Here is a 17,503-nt window from a genome sequence, read left to right as displayed (position 1 = left end):
CGCTTAAAACTTTATGTTACCATAAAGCCTCCAAGGACTCGCTACCCAGTGGTTGGCCTACCTTCTGGGGCGGGATTCACACCCGCTGGACTACACGACCTTGCCCGGCCGCACTCAAGATATCTCCTGTTTATGTTTACCGATCCGGAATACCCATTTCTGGCGCGCACCCTTTAATCTCAACAGTCTTTCTGATTGGTAAAGATAATGGCTCGCAAGAATGAATCTCCTTACATTGCCCATGTATTCGTTTGCACTAATGATCGTGGTGGTGCAAGAAAATCGTGTGCCGACTGCGATAGCCTGACGGTTAAAGCTAAACTCAAAGACGCTGTTCAAGAAAAAGGGTGGAAAGGGAAGGTGAGGGTTTCCACTTCAGGATGCATGGGGCTTTGTGCAGATGGTTCCAATGTGATGATTTATCCACAGAAAATATGGTTTTCCGAAGTGTTGACAGGTGACGTGGACGAAATCATTTCAACCATTGAAAAATTTGTAGAAGCTGGAAGTTGAAAACTTTCGCGATTGTGAGGAGTTGTTAGATTCATTTCAGCCTGCTTGATGATTGATGCAATTTTTCCCATTCTCGCCACTCTATTGTTTTTTTCAAAAAAAAGCATGATCTTCTCCGAATCATGCTTTTGTGTGGAATTTTGCAATACTTTTAAAAAATCCGATTTTATGGACGCGGAAAACAGGACTCCTCCGCACCTCCCAAATTGGTTTGTTTTTCCTCGCGACGCTGTTCACCTTTAGGCGTCTCATTCACTTGATTGTGTTTCTTCGCCCAAACAAGGAATCCGTAGATTGCGAATCCATAAACAACTGTAGCCCCTATAATCTTGAACATTTATTCCTCCTCGCAACGTATAGATTTCAGAACTGCTTTAATATCCGCACACAGCGCAAATCACCCTTAAATCCTTGCCATTTCTCACCGTAAGATCATTGCCAAGCATCTCCCCGAAGGTGATATGATGGCCACACTGCAACACGAACTTCTTCCCGTGGAGTTCCCGATGGAGGATCTCCTTCAGCACCTCTGGTCCCTGATACCGCTGTTTCTGTTCTCTGTTCATTGCATTCTCCATGAAAAAGAAAAGCCCGCCAAGTGATTACCCGGCGGGCTGATTTGATGCTCTTGATGGCCATGTTTAGTGCCGCGACAGCAGGTGTCTCTGCGCATAAAACTCAGCCAACGAAGATGGCGGGTCGATAGCCCTAACGTCTCTATAGGTGTCCAGCATCCCGTTCAGCATCCTGTTCTTCTTGGGCAATGTCAGCAAATTGCTGTCGCGGAGCACATCGGTGACGGTTTCATGAAATCCCCAAAGGGTCGGGTCATACACACCGCCGAAATACAACTCACTGAACCGGGCAAACTTGCTGGGCGGGATGATGCTGTTGGTCATGATCTCCACCAGCAAGATTTTGGCGTCCCACTCGGTCAAGGAGAAGTTCTTTAAACCCTCATGCCAAGCCTGGAATTTGGTCAGATTTGACACCATTTTCTTCATGGCCCGATACGCCATGAACTCCAGTTCGTCATAAATTAATCCTTTGGTGTGCCGCCTGAATTCAACAAACTCCCCACTGAAGGCGAGATTCTCGCAGACAAAAACACGGGTGCCAGCTGTGATGCCAAGAGCCATGGATTTGTCCATGGAATTGCGAATGCCGATGGACCAGCACAATTCATCGCTGCCACCGCTTAAATCCCAGATGCCAAACATCCGATTGCCGTTATTGGCCAACACATATTCGGTTTTGATGATTTCTAATCCGGTGGCCACCACACCAGAACGAATTGCGTCAAGGACCTGCCGGTGATGCACGGGATGGAAGGAGTTGGTGAAAGGAACTGCCGGGACCTGAATGACTTCTGCCTCGGTTACTCTATTGTTGCCGATCAAAGTTGATTGGGACATGGTAATGCCTCCTTATTTTGTGGGGGTGAATTACAAAAGCCTCTCCTGCCAAGACGGCGGGAAAGGCTTCGCGAAATCATAATGATGTTGTTAGGGGTTTAACGGCCTGCTTTAAACCGCCCAGTCTTCATGTCTGGATTGGAATAGCACCGCCTTGCCCCGTCAGAAATTATTTTTCATCTTCAAGCCGCCTGCCGGATCTCGGCCAGGACAAAATGGTTGAGATGTGCGGGCCGGTAGATGCGGATTGGTTTGTTGTTGATCTCACCATGACCTTGCCGGTCATAGCTGCCGATCCGACGGTCGTTCCAGTAGACGTCCCCCGATTGCAGCCTGAACTTATTGCCGGCTACATAGGCGACAGCGCTCTGGCCACGGACATAAACCCGCCCCCGAATGATCAGTTCATGCTTGACATGTGTGGTCTGGCCGTCAGGTGAGGAGATGGTGGTTGTGGTGGTTACAGTGGTTTGCTCTTCGGTGATGATTTCCTGGACAACTGCATCGAGATCGAGCACCGAGGCCAGTTCTTGTTGTCGATACCGACTCCAGGCCGTGTTGACATCAACCACGGTCTGTTGACCGGTCAGGGCCTTGGCCAACTCGTACATCATGCTGTTTTCCGATTCGGACAGGGCTGCCAACCCTTGGCTGGAAAGTTCGCCTTCAACAGCGAGCGAGGTTTCCATCTTCTGGGCCATGAGGCTCAGTGCCTTATCCTGCATGGTTGCGGCATAGGCCAGGTAAAAGACCCGTACCGGCAGCTTCTGGCCGATCCGCCAGGAACGACGGCTGGCCTGCCTGAGGGTGAACACCGAATACCCACACTGGAAAAAGACGATGGTTGGGAAGTCGAGGAGGTCCAACCCGGTCTTCACTAGATTGGGATTGCACAGCAGACAGTCATATTGCCCGGTCTCCAACTGTTCCTTCAACCACTCTTCTCGGTTTTCCGGTTTGACCGCCTGCCCTCGGAGCACCAGGGGCGAAAAGCCATGGCTATTCAGCTTGTCGACCAGGGTGGGGAGCAGATCCCGGCTGCCGGTGTGTTCGACAAAAATCGCTGTTTTCCGGCCCTGTTTACGTTCCGCTGCCAGGATCTCCAGCAAACGTTCTTCTTTGGGTAACAGGTTGACCTCCAGAGCAGGGGCTGAGGCAATCAACTCCTCCACACCGCCGCGTTCGAGAAAGACCTGTTCGGCAAACCGGCAACCGTCGGGATAGGCAAGCAGGCTTTGCAGCATCTTGCCCAAGAGCCGCATATCACCACAGGCCAAGGCCTTTCTGGTAGCAGCGACCAAGGTTGCTGACAAGCTGTTGTAGTGAAGTTGCAACTCCTCGTTCATCGGGGTGGATACAATGATCTCCTCATACTCCGGCAGAGCTTGGCTGACATCGGCTAGGCGGACAAAGGTCGACCGTTCCAGAAGGAGATCCGGCAGAAGCAATGGAGAAATACCCGGCGCTTCCTTGATCCGAGCCTTACCCGTCTTGCGGCCAATGCTGGCCTGATTCCAGTTGGGGCCAAGTTCATCAGCCTTATAGGTCCGTTCAACCACGCCGTACCGTTCGGCAAATCCCAGGGTGCGACCATATTCAAAACCAGCCTGCACCATCTGCCGGGGAAACATCCGCCAGAGTAAATAAAACAGATCTTTCGCATACCCGCCCATAAGGGATCCAGTGAGGGCCAGCACCTTACGGGAACGGGCAATCAGGCAGGACATCGCCTGACCTTGGGCTGTACCGCCACCTTTGAGTTCATGCACCTCGTCGAGGATGACCAGATCGAAAAACCCTTTGGGTAGATACCGCTTGATGAACTCAGCCTTGGCAAAACGCCGGTTCCGGCTATTATCCGCCGACCACATGTTGGCTTGGCAGTGTGTGCAGACCGGGGTCTGGTCTGTTTCCTTGGTGAGAACCGGTCCGCCACAGTCGGGGCAGCATTCCGCGCCCTGACGAATCGTGGTGGCTCGCTTTCGTTGATAGTGCAGTTTGGCCCGCTCCTTGCCCATCACCCAGACCTCGGTCCCTACAGGTTTTGCGGACTTGAGCTTATGAGTCAGCAACAGTTCCATATCGCGACCGTTGAGGCTGAAACAGATACAGGCGGGCAGGGTCTTTTCCGTCTCCCTGATCCATTTGCGGACCAGATGACCAGGGCACTGGATCAGGATGCGTTTGGCCGGCTTGGGGTTGAGTGCGGCAATGGCCAGGCTCATGATCGTTTTGCCGGCGCCCATCTCGCCCACCAGAAAGGCTCCTCGCTGATCTTCCTTGTAGAGGGCTCGGGCGAGCGGCAGGATACCGCAGCGGATCTGCGCCTCAAAGGCCGGTCGTTTGAGCTGAACGAGCCTCTCTCTTGCCTGTTGGTCCCAGTGATCCTCTGCTTTGGGTTGATACACCGGGTGCATGGTGTTGACGACCTGGGACTTGAGGACCTCGCCCCATTGATCGAGAAATGCGCTCAAGGCTATTTCCATCGTCTCCTCCTTGTGGGGGGGTTAATTGAGATAGTGCTGTCTGATTCCTGCCAGGACCTGTTCTTCCAGGCTATCGTCCTGCCAGTTGATCGCCCAGGCCTCCTGCAGTTGCCGGTTGCCGAATGAAAACAGTTTCTCCGGATGCAGGACTTCATCCCACAACCATTGCTGCCATTCGGGTTTCAGGGGGATGGTGGTGCTGTTATCCAGCCGCAAAAAGGCCTGGTTCTTGACCGTGTCCATATCCGGACCAAAGACGACCGCTGACAGGGTTGTGTCGGTGAGTTGTGCTTTCCTGGCAAAGTGATCGGCGCTGATCATCACCTTGTTGACGATATCGCCGATCTTCTTGGCCCGGATGGAGCGGATGGTTCCGGTCCAGCGGCTCAGTTCAAAGGCGGTATTCTCCCAGCCGGAAACCCGGCAATAACCGCCGTTGTAGAAATGGGCTGAGGTGGCCTGAATATGAGAAGGACTGCCGACCAGACTGAAGAGAAATGCCTGTGCCTGATGTGAGGTGATCCGGGCAATGAGTCCATCGCAATAGGTGACAAAACCGTTGCTGCGAACCGTGAGATAATCGGTCATGGGGGTCTCTCCTTAAAAAAGGGGAGACTGTCCCATGCGGGGAAGACTCCCCGGTGTGGGTAGGTGTGGTTATTGGACGATCAGCATCTCGGCCCTGGCCATGTCAATGGCTTTGACCGTGGGATGATAGCGGTCCCTGGTGGTGACCGTGGTTTCGCCTTTGTTGTTTTCCGCAACGCTGTGCACCTGCTCCGTTTTATGGACCACCCCCTTGATGACCAGTTGACGGCCGTTCATTTCGATCTCGCCGTTCATGTAGCCACCGGCCAACATCAGAGCCAGGTGGCCGTTTTTCAATGGGGCCAGGGGTCGGATGGTGTTGCGCTGTCCGGGTGCCAGGTCATGCGTCAGGAGTTCCTCCAACAATCCGCTCTTACGGACCAGGGGAATCGCCTCCAAGGGATCGATCCGGTTGCATTTGAAGGTACAGGTCGGCTGTCTCGGCCCGGGAATGGTCAGTCTTTCGGTACAGCTTGCCAACTGAGGAGCTGTTTGCAAAAAGATGTCGGGATCCATGCCGGCGATAACGATCAGTTCCTGTTCAACCTTGCCGGCCTGGGCCTTGGCAACCAGGGCACGTTTCTGCCCCAGAACCAGACATTGGTGGAAGCTCTGAAATTCATCTTCCGGAAAGGCAAAGACCTGAAGGTTCCCAAAATGACGGGCCAGGATAGATGCACAGTGGGCCAGTACCGTATAGGGGATGACCAGCACCAGCCAGCCATCCTTCTGCAGGGTCTCGTGAAAACGTTTAAGAAACAGTGCCTCCATCCGTTCCGACGTACTGTCCGGAGCCAGGCTGTAATCGTAGGGGGGGTTGAGGTAGAGCAGACCGAAACAACAAGCAGAAAGTCGCATCTCCACCAGAGCGTCGCCCCAGAGCAGGTTTGCTATTTTTATTCTGGCCTCGGTGGCTCGTTCATGATCGAGTTCGATACCGTAGGTGGTGGCAGCTGTCCCTTCTACCAGCGCGGCAAGGGCGATACCGGCCCCGCAGCAGGGATCAAGGATCCTTGCCCCATCTTCAATGTTGAGCAGTTGTTTGAGTTGACCGCAGACACTCTCCGGTGTCGGATAGTAGCCTGCCTTGGCCTGTGAACTCAGTCGTGCCATGGATGTTCTCCTTTCCTCATTTTAATTGTTTCGACTTGAGCGTTCCTGTTTAGCTTCGACCAAGAAATGCATCATCGCCGTTTGCGCGAGCATGAAACCATTCATGCCCTCGGTTCGGGCCAAGTGCATCAAGTCGGTCAGTAGATCGATATTTCCGGTCTCCTGCGCATCCAAGGGGCACTCTTGCATCCGGAAGTATTTGACCAAGTGCCTGGCGAGCATTTTCGGTTCGTTGTGTCATAGGTGCACCTCTTTGGGGTTGCGGGTAATTTTCAGGTCCCACCAGTACGGGCTGATGCTTTCCAGAACCCTGACTGCTGAGTCTCTGGCTTCAATGGGTGAGGAGACCATATCCCGCAAAGCTGCAAACAACTCGGGTGCGGCCTGAATCAGGCGGATATTGCCGACGTTGTGCCGAGCGACAATCAAACTGCGCCGGTTCCCTTCCTCCTCAGACAGGTCATATCCTCGGTCGCACCAAATTTGTTGTTCATGGCGGGCTTCATGAATGATGAAGCCCCCTTCGGTATCTGGATGAGATTCTACGGTCCAGGGAAAAGGAGTGATCGCGGTGTCATGGTCAAGTCGGGCTCGTTCCGGTGCGTCCTCTTGTCTTTTTTCGATGTGATTGTTTGGCATAAGATTCTCCTGCTGGAGGTGATAGAATGAATAAAAAAAGCCCGAACCCCTAGGTGCAGGATTCAGGCTTAGATGGAAAATGGGGGGGAGAGTGAAGGCTACTGCTTAGGCTGCCTTTTTGATTTCCAAGAAGGAATAAGAACTGCTCTTCTGGAAATCAGCCAACGACTGACCATAGCCCTCGAGAAACTGGCCTAGTCGATTCGTATCCAGCACCTTTCGGGACCGAACAGCTTTGCGCAACAATTGGCCATGAGCTTTGAGCGGACCACGTTGGGCAACGATAGCCAGCAGATCGCTCTTGCGCATGCTGATCTCGGTTTCCAGGTCCCGTTGTTGGTGTTGTAGTTCGGTGAGGATCTCGACACTCTCAGTGAGTTCCTGGACCTCTTCCGCTTCGAATTTCGGACAGTCAGCGAGAAAGGGGCAGTATCCGCATAGTGGGCCGATTTCCATGGTCGGCGTGCTCAAGCCACCGTCGCTGTATTGTTGATACTGGTTCCAGATGGTTGTGGCCCGGTCCATTAGACCTTGATAGATCATGGTCTGTGGCGAGTAGCCGCCAAAGAGTTGCATTCCCTGGTTGCCGAAGTTGACCGCCAGGATGGCCCCTTTCTCCACGGTGTAGTCCGGATAGCTGTCGGCCAACAGTCCCATCTGTAGATAGAGTTGCGTTTCCCATGCACCATAGGGATGCTCCGGGATGTTCTCCGGTGATTTGACCTCCAGCACTGCCATGGTTTTCCGGGCTTCAGAAATGAAAACAAAGTCAAGATGCGCCATGACCGGGACAGCGCCGGTATGCCGGACTTCAACCTGCCGTTGGAAGTTGGTGAAACCGGCGCTCGCGAAGGCGGCGGCGACGATCTCCTCAGCCATGTGCCCCCGACGAAAGCGCAAGAGTGTGACAAGATCGGATTCCGGTGTGTTGAGTTTATTGAGAATGGTTTTACGTGGACAGCTGGCGATATCTGAGGCCCCAAGATAGCTGGATCGGTTGCCGAGCGTTTCCGTGGTATGCTGAGCGGCAAGTTGCTGAAGGGCAGTCTGCAGGGTGATCATCAGTTGATCTGACATGGTGTTTCCTCCAGGGGAAAAGATGGGAGGGTGCACGGATTCCCGCTGAGGGAATGGCGCACTCCCTCAGGGTTAGATAGGGTGGGGTGAGGTTTGGTTATGCTGCTTTTTTCAACCAACTCTTGTCGGTCTTGTTCCATTGAAAGCCGGCAGCCTTGAGCAGTTCTTTTTTGTCGAACAAATGCTCGCCGATGGCCACAATGACTCCTTGGCGATTCTCAAAGGTGACGCCGGCTATCTTGGGCAGAGATGGTGAATGATCTTGGCTGGTTGACAGCTCCACTGGTTGGCTGTTTCTTTTGGCTGGTTGGATTGCGGGTGGTTGATTTCCCTGCAGGTAGACGTTTTTCAAAAGACCCCTATAGGAATCGCTTCCGATGGACAACAGCGACATGCATTTCTGGAGCGCATCGGTAATCGCTCCTTTTTGAGCGTCACCGACATTGCCTTTGACGATCTGCATCTGACCCTTGTGTGATCCTTTGCAGAGCCAATCGTTGTCAATCTTGAGGTAGAGCCGAATTTCAGCAACCGCTTGGGTGTCTATAACCTCTACCTTGGTTAACTCATACCGCCAATTCTCTGGTCCGAGGACCTCGTTAACGCTGTCAAAGACGTACTGCGGCCGATAGCCGTATTTGATTTGACCGATCTGTTTGCCTTCCCGGTCGGTCATCTTGATTTCCTGGATCGACTCGATACCAAATGACCGCAAACGTTCGTTGATCGAGCGGATCTGTTCCTGCAATGGCGCCATGGTGATGTGCCTCCTGTAGATTATTGGGGGGAGTACAACAGCATGGCACCGATGGGAGCCATGCTGTTGCTTTCCTGTGTTGGTGAGATGGAAAAAGAAAACCGCCATACATCTGTAAAAGAGGCATGGCGGCATGAGAGGAAATTGTGTTCAGGGGGGCCCAGCCAGGCGGTGTTCAATTAACCGAATGAACTCTTGTAAGGACCAAGCCGGGTAGAGTATCAGCCTCCTCATATTCCAGTATTACATCACAGTTCACCCGTTACCCGCATGATGCTGGCTCGTGATATGCCAAAGGTCCGGGAGAGTGCGCTTACCGATACGCCATCCTTACGCATGTTTTTAATCTCTGCGCGCTGTTTGTCGGTCGTCTTGGTTGGCCGGCCAAGAATCTTACCTGCGCATTTTGCTCTGGAAAGTCCTGACTGGGTACGCTCGACCAGCAGATCCCGCTCCATTTCGGCAACGGCAGCCAACATGTTCAGCATCAGCTTTCCGGCCGATGAAGTGAGATCCAGCTTGCCAAGTTGCAAAACGATGACTTCTATTTTGCGTTTAGCGAGAGCTTTAATTGTGGCTCCCACATCTTGGGCATCGCGACCTAGACGATCAAGTTTTGCGACCACGAGTGTTTCGCCATTACGGATTTGGTTGAGCAACGCTTTAAACTGAGGGCGTTGTGATGCCTGGGTCTTGCCGCTAACGCCCTCGTCGGTGAACCAGAAATCAACTTTTATCCCGGCATTTTCGATATCCAGGCGTTGATTTTCGCTCGACTGGTCTTTGGTGCTGACCCGACCGTAAGCAAAGATTGCCATACTGTTCCTCGCTGAATTTTAGACGTAGGGAGCCCTTTCCATGTTCAATAACGTCATGGAGAGTTATGGACATGTTCAAAAGGCTGGCGGCTAATTTTTGAACGGAAAAATGAATCGATTTGGAAGGTGTTCAGAAACGGTCGTTTATGAACAAGGGGATGGGTGCTGGTTAAGAAGGTGAATCAGATGAGCTGTCGATATTGTCACTTGCAAAATAGGCGCTAGCGGCCCAGCCGATAGTTTCAGTAATAACCATGGCGGTGCTTGCATTAATGGCGTTGCTGAATCCAGGAATCCAACCGGTCAAATATTGCGAGAGTGCTCGGCCTCCATAACCAGCGGGGAATGTAAGTAAAATACTTTTGGCGTTAGATTTTGTGATGGCGCAATCATACTCAGCCCCAATAGCGACAATCATGGCTGTTTGCAAAGCCATGAGGATAGGCATGTCTGCCCCGGGTATTTGTGCTAAACCTGATCCAACACCTCCTGCAGTTAGTGTTGCGGTATGAATGATCGCGTGAATCTTCTGTTTTTTTGTTGCCATAGTCGTTCCTTGTTTGAAAGGTATAAACATAAAAGACTAATTAGTTATCATCATCTTTATCGAGACCTCCATGATTTAAAAAATTAAATTCATTTTATAGTATTATATTATGCAGAATGCACTGTTGTGCATCTATTTAGATGACGCATCATTACTGTAATATATATTTGAATTGCAGCTAGAATGCAGTAAGATAAAATGCAAAATACAATGCCGCTATAGACGCTTGTTTGCGTCTATAGCGGCATCTTTTACAGCTTACCTGATACACTATACAGCTACGACGTTCTCAGTCGCAAAGTTCATTCCGACAAATCAGGATATGGGATATTGAAAAATTTAGGTGTGGGCAGGAGGAGATTCTCAAGGGATAATTTCGGATTAACGGGGACCATGCTGCAAGTCGTTTCCTCTTTCATCCGCACAACTCATTTGAGAGGCAGGCGTTTTGACAAAAAGATCTCGCCCGAAGCGGACTGTCGAATAAATTTCAGGCATTCAACCTTTCGCGCAATTGTCTGCTGGGACGAAAAGTGATCATCTGTCGTTTTGCAATGGTCATAGACTCGCCGGTTTTCGGATTACGGCCCCGGCGAGGGGTTTTATCACGGACATTCAGGGTGCCAAATTGGACAAGTTTGATTGATTCTCCATTGACCAGGGTGCTTTTCAAGGTCGCAAAAACGGTATCGACGATTTCCGCTGCATTCCGATGAGATACACTCAACTTTGCAGTGACCGAGAGTGCTAATTCTTTGCGCGTGACATTCTTCTTGTTCATTTCAGCGAAAATCTCGTTATTTCGACTCGTCCGCAATGGGTTTTTTCTTGGTTCGGGCGATTATGGCTTTTTGGAGATTGGCCGGAATGCCGCGTTCCTTTCCTGATGCAGACCGTTTCTCGGAAAGGGCTTTTGCGCAAAGCGGTTGCCTGGCGGAAAAGCCGTATTTCTTGCGATATACTTTTGAATCAAGCCCATGAGACTTCAGATGCTTCGGAGACAGCATCTTGAACTCTTGGCCGCATTCTAGGCAGACGATCTTGTTTTTCTGGATGGATTTCTTGGGGTCAATCGCAGGAGAACCGGCCGTGGTATCAGCCTCAATAACATCGGTTCCGCATGCTTCGGAGTCCTGAAGTGCTTTCAGGGCCTGAAAGGTTTCGTTGAGTGCTGCTTTGACCTCTTCAGTGCTCATCTGCTTGCTACTGATTTGAGACTGAATGATTTCAGCGGTCATCTCTACAAGTGATTTACCCATTAAATTCCTCGTTTGTATTAATTAAACTAAATAGAATTACTCATTGCCGTTTTCTTGCAGTCAGTAATCCAGCAATGCGTTTTAAGGTTGCGTATGGCCATTCAAAGATAGTCCTTAACATAATAGCACGTGTACTCCTTCTGATGCCACCCAATTTAAAGTCAGAATGAAATTTGTTTCCACACGTCGGACATACCATGACCATCCCACCAATATTTTTTGGTAATCGCAACCGCTGTTCACATTTTGGGCACTTTATTTTGGTGTAATCCATCATTGCAAAGACCGGCTATTTCCACAATTCCAGCATTCTGAGAATTGTCCCTCGATGACTTCATTGCATGAGGCACATTTCCAAACAGGCAGATTTTTTTCAGAAAGCGCTTCATCTACAATGCGTTTCGCTTCTTCATAATCATCATCGTCAACGCATAACTGTGGCCAGCATTCAATCGGAGGTATCTCACCGATTACTGAATGGAGAAATTCGTTTTTGACCCAGCAGTGAATCCCATACCCTTCCAGAATGTTCTGAAAAATGCTTACAATCGATATGTTGGCGGCACTGTAAACAGTTTTCATTATCTCGTTAATAGAAAGCTAGGATTAACAGGAATAGTCATGATTTACAGGAGATATCGTAACTTTGAGGGTTTCAATAACCTGCAGGCCATCCCCACTTAGGACACGGGCAATCCAATCCCGTACCTATCCTTTTTAAAGGGTAGCAAACCGGCCGCTGAATAATGCTGAATAACGGTAATTTGTTTCTACTTACCAACCTTGACGATGCATGCATTGTTGAAAACGACGACTACCACACGATAATCATGAGAATTGCCCATATGCGCGCTTTTAGCTCACTCGATCATGATGGTCACGGTGATAGCCGTCATTGTCTGCGGAAGCAGTCGAGAATGACCCAAAAGAATTACCGCAATATGGGCAAAGCTACCGGCCAGAAGGACTTGGGATTATTCTGCGCTAGTCGGATCAATAACCGATTTGATTTCTGAAATGCTATTGGCTGGAAACCCCCCCTTCTGAGCATGCTCTCGAACGGCCTCTTCACTTGGTGCTATGTATACACAATAGATTTTATTTTCAGTGACATAGCTTTGCACCCACTGGATCTGCGGCCCCATTGCATTGAGCACTCCGCATGATTTTTGAGAAATAGCCTTCAATTCCGATGGTGAAAGCTTTCCGGCTCCTGGAATTTCTCGTTCGATAACGTATTTTGGCATGGCCGTCCCCCTTTACTTGAAAGAATAAGTTGGTACTAAAAATATAATGCGAAACACATCACTAAGCCACTATCTGTCTTGCCTAGGACACGGATTAGTTCCTTGAGTTGTGTTTTTTCTTCGAAAATCACCAACACTCGCTGTGTTGAGTTACGCGGGTAAAACAAGATGAACTTGAGTCAAAATTTTTCAGAGATATGTTTATTCATAACGCCGTGTTCTGCGGCAAATTTGGAGCGTAGCGTAAAATTCGCCCGACAGCAGCGCCTTGTTAGACGCCCCTCTCACGATGTTTTTCATTTCGCAAACACTTTGCTCCAATTAAGTGCAGGTCCGGTTCAGTTTGCATTCCTTAATCTAACCCTGTGGCCGGCAATCCATTGTTGAGGGCGCACTGACCACGACACAGCCGTTGATCCCGTCGATCTTCAGGACGCCTTCCTTAAATTTCGCGTGTTCCTGTGTCCCACGCGTGCAGTCCCACAGGAAGTTGACGATCAGCGCATCCTTGTATTTCGCGTCGGCACGATAAAGAGACGCATCTTCGGCTATCTCGCCAATGAGTGCGGGGAAGGACTTCTTCACATCTTTGCGGTACTTGACCTCGATGATCGTATGCAGCGAGGGCAGGTAGAGATCAATTCGTGGATTTTTCTGCCCTACGGGCTGGAGATTCACTTCGTCAGCGATGTCGTTGAAGATCGGGGCGAGCAGGACATAGAGAAGGTTCTGAACATGGTATTCGTTCTCCACGGGCCACTTGACGGGTTTCGCGCCTCTCGTGCGACCAGCGTCCTCCCATGTCCACCGCTTGAGGCCGACGGGGATATGCTCAAGGAATCCCAGAAGATCGTCGAGGCTCCAGCCTTTGGGCGGCACCACGGCCATATCCTGATTGACCTGATCGAAGACGTAGACCATCAGGCTCAGGAGCGCTGTCGAAACATCTCTTTGCGTCTGAGACTGGAACTCGCCCATGAAACGGCCGATTAGGGAAAGGCGCATTTGATGATCGTCAGTCTGCCGTATCTGCAGGTAATGAAGGAAGAGCGGCACGCACGCGCTCGCATAAATAGCGGATTCGCCGCTGCGGACATACGCCGCGATATCCTTCTCGAAGAGATTGAGATGGTCGCCGCTCACCTGCTGCGCAAGGAAACCTGATATCCAGTTCTCGAACTCGCGGGCGATGCGCGCTTCGGTCATTTTTTCAGCGAGCCATTTCACGGCCATAACCCCGAATATATCGGAGACCCACGGGAGCGGCGTGGAGTCGATCTTGGCGGCTTGCCCGAGCAGGCGTGAAACATCCTGGCTTGAAACGATTTCATCCAGAACACCGAGGCCCGCAATCGCGCATCGCTGATACAAGGATAGCGCCGCAAAGTCGAATGACGGGACGCCGCTCATCGACAATCCCAGGAAATGCAGAAAGCAAGACTTGAAAGGGTCGGCGTTCGCGCCTTCGATCACCTTGTTGTGAAGGTGTTCGCGCAGTTGGTAGGCGTTCTCTTTCTCTACAGGAACCATTGGGACTGCCCGATCTTTCCGATCATCACAGAGTCGTTCCAGCCCGGAAGCTGGTTCAGCCAACCGAGATTCCGCGCGATCAGGTCGGAATAGCTGATCGTCACAGGAAGAGGATTGGGGAAGTAACTGCGCCAGGAATGCGAGGCGAAGTTATGAAGCTGCGCGCTCAGATATTTGATGTCCTTGAACGTCGAATCCTTATGAACATCGAGAATTAGGCCGCGCGGGTGACCGTCCGTGTCGTTACGCAACTCTCGCTGGCCGATAAGATAGACGAGCATTTCATGTTTGGAGAACTTGAACGTCTTTCCTCGCTGCGGCGCGAGCTTTCCCTTCTGCGCGCCGGCCGTCGCGGAGTCGAACATATGCAGGCCGTGATCTTCCGAGATCTTCAGGAACGCATACTCAATCTGATACTCGCGGTACTTATCTATGACGGCCCGGACGGCTGCAATCTCTTCCTTGTTGAACTTCTTGACCTGCGCGTGGAAGATCAGGCGGATCGTGTCGCCTTTCTGCCAGTTCATCCGCTTCTGAATTTTCTGGATGGTTTCACCGAGAACCGAAGTCAAAGCCTCGCAGTAGGCTTCCAGCACAACCGCCTTCGAAGTATTCGAGACGATATAGCTGCCATCCCCGGAGAAAACGGTGGTGATGCCCATGATCCGTTGATTGTCAGCACCGCGTTCCTGTCCGATATTCGCGCTGCCGATCCCGATCACAAGTTCATGGGAAAGGGTCGGAGAGGATTTGAGAAGCCACGGTACTCCGCCCATCTTCGCGTAGCAGGCCAGCGCCATATTGTTAAGCGAGTATCCGAGCGAGTAATCGGATTGCCCCAGAAGCTCTATCGTGAAATCCTGTACCGGCACCTGATGCAGGAAGAAGAGGCTTTTGCCAAGATAGTAAGGATTCTCCGTGACCTTGAGCTTCTTGAAGGACTGCCGGACCTGAACGAGCGCCAGGTCCCAACACCCGCCGTCATCGGCTTTCTTTCGGATCGCGGCCTCGATGGCGTTCTTGTATGCGTCCAAACTGTCGGTGGTGGTCGTGAATACTTCAACGCGGCTGGTTCCGAGCGCGAACTTTCCTTCAAGACCGCTGCTGAAATACTTGCTGTTGGAAATGCCTTTCAAGAGCTTTCGGACGAACTGCTCGACGCGCCCCTTGTCATGCTGGGCGCAGATCACGCAGATCGACGGATCGTTCCTATCGAAGGTGCGTTTCGTATAGGGGCCGTACTTCGTGAGGCCCTTCTCAGCCCAATCGGCCTCGCCGTTGTCGTTGAAGACGAACACCGGCTTTTGCATCTGCCCGCACTCGCACTGAATGTCCGGTGAGTCCTCGATCTCAATGCGCGTTCCGTTGATCAGCGCAATGGTCCTCGACTGAATGTAATTCTTAAGCATGTCGATGCGGGCCTTCTTGTTCTCGCCGCCATTGAATGTGGAGACAGCTTGTCGGATGCGCTCGACGATAGCGTCTTTTTTCCCGCCATGCGTATGCAGGATGTAATCGTCGAAGTTTGCCCGGTTGGCTTCAAGGTACACGTCTTTCGCGTCGACCTGCACGATCTGCCCGTCAGGTCGCGTGACATTGAGCGTTTCGTCGTTACATGCGCTCACTGATCCCAGGAATTTGCGGTATCCGTCGTCCTGCTCAGTGACAACGTAGCGGCCCATGAGATCGAATCCAGCGCTCAGAAAGTGTAGGCCGTTCTCTTTGAGCACCCGGCGCGTTGTGCAATCAATGACGAGGCACGGATGGCCTTGAACGGTGCGCGTGTCGATTGTGTATTTGGCACAGACCTTAAACGGGTAAGCATCGCCGAGAATCGGAACCAGAAGATTATCTTCCGGTTTTGCGCTCACCAGTTGGATGGACGTGAAGCCGGAGGGATTGCGGCCCAGTCCGGAGAGATGCCTCGTCAGACCGTCCTTCACCAGTGAGCAAAAGATGCCAAAATTATCCTTGAACGAGATTGTCTGCGGCGTGCCGGATATGGGGAACGTGCCATCCCCCGAAAAGATCAGGATGTTGTCGCCCTGACGACGAAAGGAATGCGTTGATCCGTATTGTGCGCGAAGAGTATCCAGCGTCTCCTTTTCATAGGGGTTTTGGAGAGCTTTAAGCTCCACATCGGGGATTTTAAGCGGAAATGCGTTCAAGAAGATTGACAAAACTCGATCCTTTTTTTGGTCAATGCTCGCGCTTCCCTGAGCGTCTATCTATAAAAATAACCGGCCGGCGCGATAACTGCCCTTGAAAAGCCGTGCTTCATTCCGGTCAGGTTGATTGGGTGTTATGCTTATTTAAACAGCTTAGCATAAATCTGTTCAATGTATCAAATTTGTCAGCATGGTAAAAACTCGGCAAAGTGATGATCTTTGGTTGAATAACTCAGGAAGACAGTAGTCATTCCATTCCCAGGTATTAGCGAAGGAGAAAAGCTTGGCGCGATGCCCGACGTTCCGTCTCACCGGACCCCCGCCTTTTGCCGGGTCCGTGTGAGGAGGTGGTTGGGGGACTGCTAAATACGGTTCTTCTCTACAAGCCTCCGATAATGCTCACCCAGCGCTGTCAATCTGCAAGACTTGCTCTCCATTGCAGCGTTCCACATGTGAGGCGCACCGACAGGTACAAGCAAATTGAGTCGGTTGTACCTCTGCAGAATAGCGAATGTTCTTGTCCTTTCAGGATCAGGAGGAGGCATGCCTGCATCTCGCCCCTTCATTTCTGGCTCGTACGAGGGGTCTAATGCAAACTCAAACCCTGGTGCTGGAAAAAACTCTGTGATTCTTTGCAGATCCTGAATGGGGATTGGGGGCGACACTTTTCTTAAGGAAACAAACTGCTTCACGTTCGTCTTGAAGACGGGCCTCTGCTCCCAAGCCCCGAGCGATTGATCTATGTGGGCGTAGACGCTACCCGGTGTTATGTCGCCGGTAAGGTTTGCCGCACTACCATTGAGTGCATCAATGAAGAGGATGGTAAATATACCCCTTCCATTCTCCTCGGTTGCATACTGATCCTTAGTTGAGGCAGCGAGAACCGTGAGCCCCTCTGCCAATGTGGCTAGCTGCCCTTCTGTTGGCGAACTTCCAGCGATTCCTGAATGGCAGCTATCCAAGACGATCACCTTGTTCTTGGCTGCTGAGTTGTTCGCCAACGTCAAAATTTCTGACAAAGAAACGCCATCGTCGCCGCGTCTTGAATCGGTGGCAAGGAGATACCCGCCGGTCGCTTCAATATGGCCATGGCCAGCGAAATAAAACAGAGCAATCTCAGATTCGGTCTTGAACAGCTTCTCAATATGATCCTTTAGATCGCTGCGATCTACGCGATCACTTGGCCCCGTTCCAGTGAGCAACATGCAGTCGAAGTTAACGCCTCCGCCATCGTGGCGCGATAAGACTGCCTTGACAGCATGGGCGTCATCAACGCACCCATACAGAGGATTTCCATACTGGTAATAGTTAATTCCTACAACCAATGCGATACGCATAGTGTCTGC

Annotated in this window: 20 protein-coding genes; 1 reads left to right on the top strand and 19 read right to left on the bottom strand. The window is 51.3% G+C overall.

Annotated features, from left to right (window positions below):
• The first annotated feature begins 207 nt into the window (after positions 1 to 207).
• A complete protein-coding gene (locus tag RCH93_RS00550) occupies positions 208 to 513 on the top strand; it encodes a ferredoxin (RefSeq protein WP_306546058.1) in 306 nt (101 codons plus the stop codon).
• 166 nt (positions 514 to 679) lie between these two features.
• On the opposite strand, the gene RCH93_RS00545 is transcribed toward RCH93_RS00550, so the two are convergent.
• The 19 genes from RCH93_RS00545 to RCH93_RS00455 all read right to left on the bottom strand — a co-directional run bounded on the left by RCH93_RS00545 (position 680) and on the right by RCH93_RS00455 (position 17,494).
• The gene (locus RCH93_RS00545; RefSeq protein WP_306546056.1) at positions 680 to 850 is read right to left on the bottom strand and encodes a hypothetical protein; all 171 of its coding nucleotides are present in this window, start codon (positions 848 to 850) and stop codon (positions 680 to 682) included.
• A 37-nt stretch (positions 851 to 887) separates the two neighbouring features.
• Entirely contained in the window at positions 888 to 1,079 is a 192-nt protein-coding gene (locus RCH93_RS00540) for a hypothetical protein (protein WP_306546054.1), read from the bottom strand.
• A gap of 75 nt (positions 1,080 to 1,154) precedes the next feature.
• Positions 1,155 to 1,928 (bottom strand): DUF932 domain-containing protein, encoded by a 774-nt coding sequence (locus tag RCH93_RS00535; RefSeq protein WP_306546052.1) that lies wholly within the window; start codon positions 1,926 to 1,928, stop codon positions 1,155 to 1,157.
• A gap of 182 nt (positions 1,929 to 2,110) precedes the next feature.
• Positions 2,111 to 4,414: a DEAD/DEAH box helicase gene (locus tag RCH93_RS00530; RefSeq protein ID WP_306546050.1), complete on the bottom strand. Its 2,304-nt coding sequence runs from the start codon at positions 4,412 to 4,414 to the stop codon at positions 2,111 to 2,113.
• A gap of 21 nt (positions 4,415 to 4,435) precedes the next feature.
• On the bottom strand, positions 4,436 to 5,002 hold the full coding sequence (locus RCH93_RS00525; RefSeq protein WP_306546048.1) for a hypothetical protein: 567 nt from the start codon (positions 5,000 to 5,002) through the stop codon (positions 4,436 to 4,438).
• Positions 5,003 to 5,071: 69 nt separating this feature from the next.
• On the bottom strand, positions 5,072 to 6,115 hold the full coding sequence (locus RCH93_RS00520) for a DUF6094 domain-containing protein (RefSeq protein WP_306546046.1): 1,044 nt from the start codon (positions 6,113 to 6,115) through the stop codon (positions 5,072 to 5,074).
• Between the two features lie 21 nt (positions 6,116 to 6,136).
• Positions 6,137 to 6,289, bottom strand: a complete 153-nt coding sequence (locus RCH93_RS00515; RefSeq protein WP_306546044.1) for a hypothetical protein — start codon at positions 6,287 to 6,289, stop codon at positions 6,137 to 6,139.
• 63 nt (positions 6,290 to 6,352) lie between these two features.
• Positions 6,353 to 6,754, bottom strand: coding sequence for a hypothetical protein (locus RCH93_RS00510; RefSeq protein ID WP_306546042.1), 402 nt, complete (start codon positions 6,752 to 6,754; stop codon positions 6,353 to 6,355).
• Between the two features lie 105 nt (positions 6,755 to 6,859).
• Positions 6,860 to 7,831 carry a hypothetical protein gene (locus RCH93_RS00505; RefSeq protein ID WP_306546040.1) on the bottom strand — a complete coding sequence of 324 codons (972 nt, stop codon included), beginning with the start codon at positions 7,829 to 7,831 and terminating at the stop codon, positions 6,860 to 6,862.
• A 97-nt stretch (positions 7,832 to 7,928) separates the two neighbouring features.
• Positions 7,929 to 8,588, bottom strand: a complete 660-nt coding sequence (locus tag RCH93_RS00500; RefSeq protein ID WP_306546038.1) for a Rad52/Rad22 family DNA repair protein — start codon at positions 8,586 to 8,588, stop codon at positions 7,929 to 7,931.
• A 248-nt stretch (positions 8,589 to 8,836) separates the two neighbouring features.
• A complete protein-coding gene (locus RCH93_RS00495) occupies positions 8,837 to 9,406 on the bottom strand; it encodes a recombinase family protein (protein ID WP_306546036.1) in 570 nt (189 codons plus the stop codon).
• 169 nt (positions 9,407 to 9,575) lie between these two features.
• Positions 9,576 to 9,953, bottom strand: a complete 378-nt coding sequence (locus RCH93_RS00490) for a hypothetical protein (protein ID WP_306546034.1) — start codon at positions 9,951 to 9,953, stop codon at positions 9,576 to 9,578.
• A gap of 490 nt (positions 9,954 to 10,443) precedes the next feature.
• The gene (locus tag RCH93_RS00485; RefSeq protein ID WP_306546032.1) at positions 10,444 to 10,734 is read right to left on the bottom strand and encodes an integration host factor subunit alpha; all 291 of its coding nucleotides are present in this window, start codon (positions 10,732 to 10,734) and stop codon (positions 10,444 to 10,446) included.
• A gap of 16 nt (positions 10,735 to 10,750) precedes the next feature.
• Complete coding sequence (locus tag RCH93_RS00480; protein ID WP_306546030.1) at positions 10,751 to 11,212, bottom strand: MucR family transcriptional regulator; 462 nt, start codon at positions 11,210 to 11,212, stop codon at positions 10,751 to 10,753.
• Positions 11,213 to 11,485: 273 nt separating this feature from the next.
• Positions 11,486 to 11,794, bottom strand: a complete 309-nt coding sequence (locus RCH93_RS00475) for a DUF2007 domain-containing protein (RefSeq protein ID WP_306546028.1) — start codon at positions 11,792 to 11,794, stop codon at positions 11,486 to 11,488.
• A gap of 392 nt (positions 11,795 to 12,186) precedes the next feature.
• A complete protein-coding gene (locus tag RCH93_RS00470) occupies positions 12,187 to 12,459 on the bottom strand; it encodes a DUF4242 domain-containing protein (protein ID WP_306546026.1) in 273 nt (90 codons plus the stop codon).
• Positions 12,460 to 12,816: 357 nt separating this feature from the next.
• Positions 12,817 to 13,989, bottom strand: a complete 1,173-nt coding sequence (locus RCH93_RS00465) for a hypothetical protein (RefSeq protein WP_306546024.1) — start codon at positions 13,987 to 13,989, stop codon at positions 12,817 to 12,819.
• Positions 13,977 to 16,169, bottom strand: coding sequence for a Piwi domain-containing protein (locus tag RCH93_RS00460; protein WP_306546021.1), 2,193 nt, complete (start codon positions 16,167 to 16,169; stop codon positions 13,977 to 13,979). Before RCH93_RS00460 ends, RCH93_RS00465 begins: the two co-directional genes overlap by 13 nt.
• Positions 16,170 to 16,519: 350 nt before the next feature.
• On the bottom strand, positions 16,520 to 17,494 hold the full coding sequence (locus tag RCH93_RS00455; protein WP_306546019.1) for a caspase family protein: 975 nt from the start codon (positions 17,492 to 17,494) through the stop codon (positions 16,520 to 16,522).
• Positions 17,495 to 17,503: the final 9 nt, after the last annotated feature.

The organism is Desulfobulbus sp. (genome assembly GCF_030824455.1).
GTDB lineage: Bacteria > Desulfobacterota > Desulfobulbia > Desulfobulbales > Desulfobulbaceae > Desulfobulbus.
The sequence above is the reverse complement of the archived record's forward strand: the minus strand, read 5'-3'. Positions and strand labels throughout refer to the sequence as shown.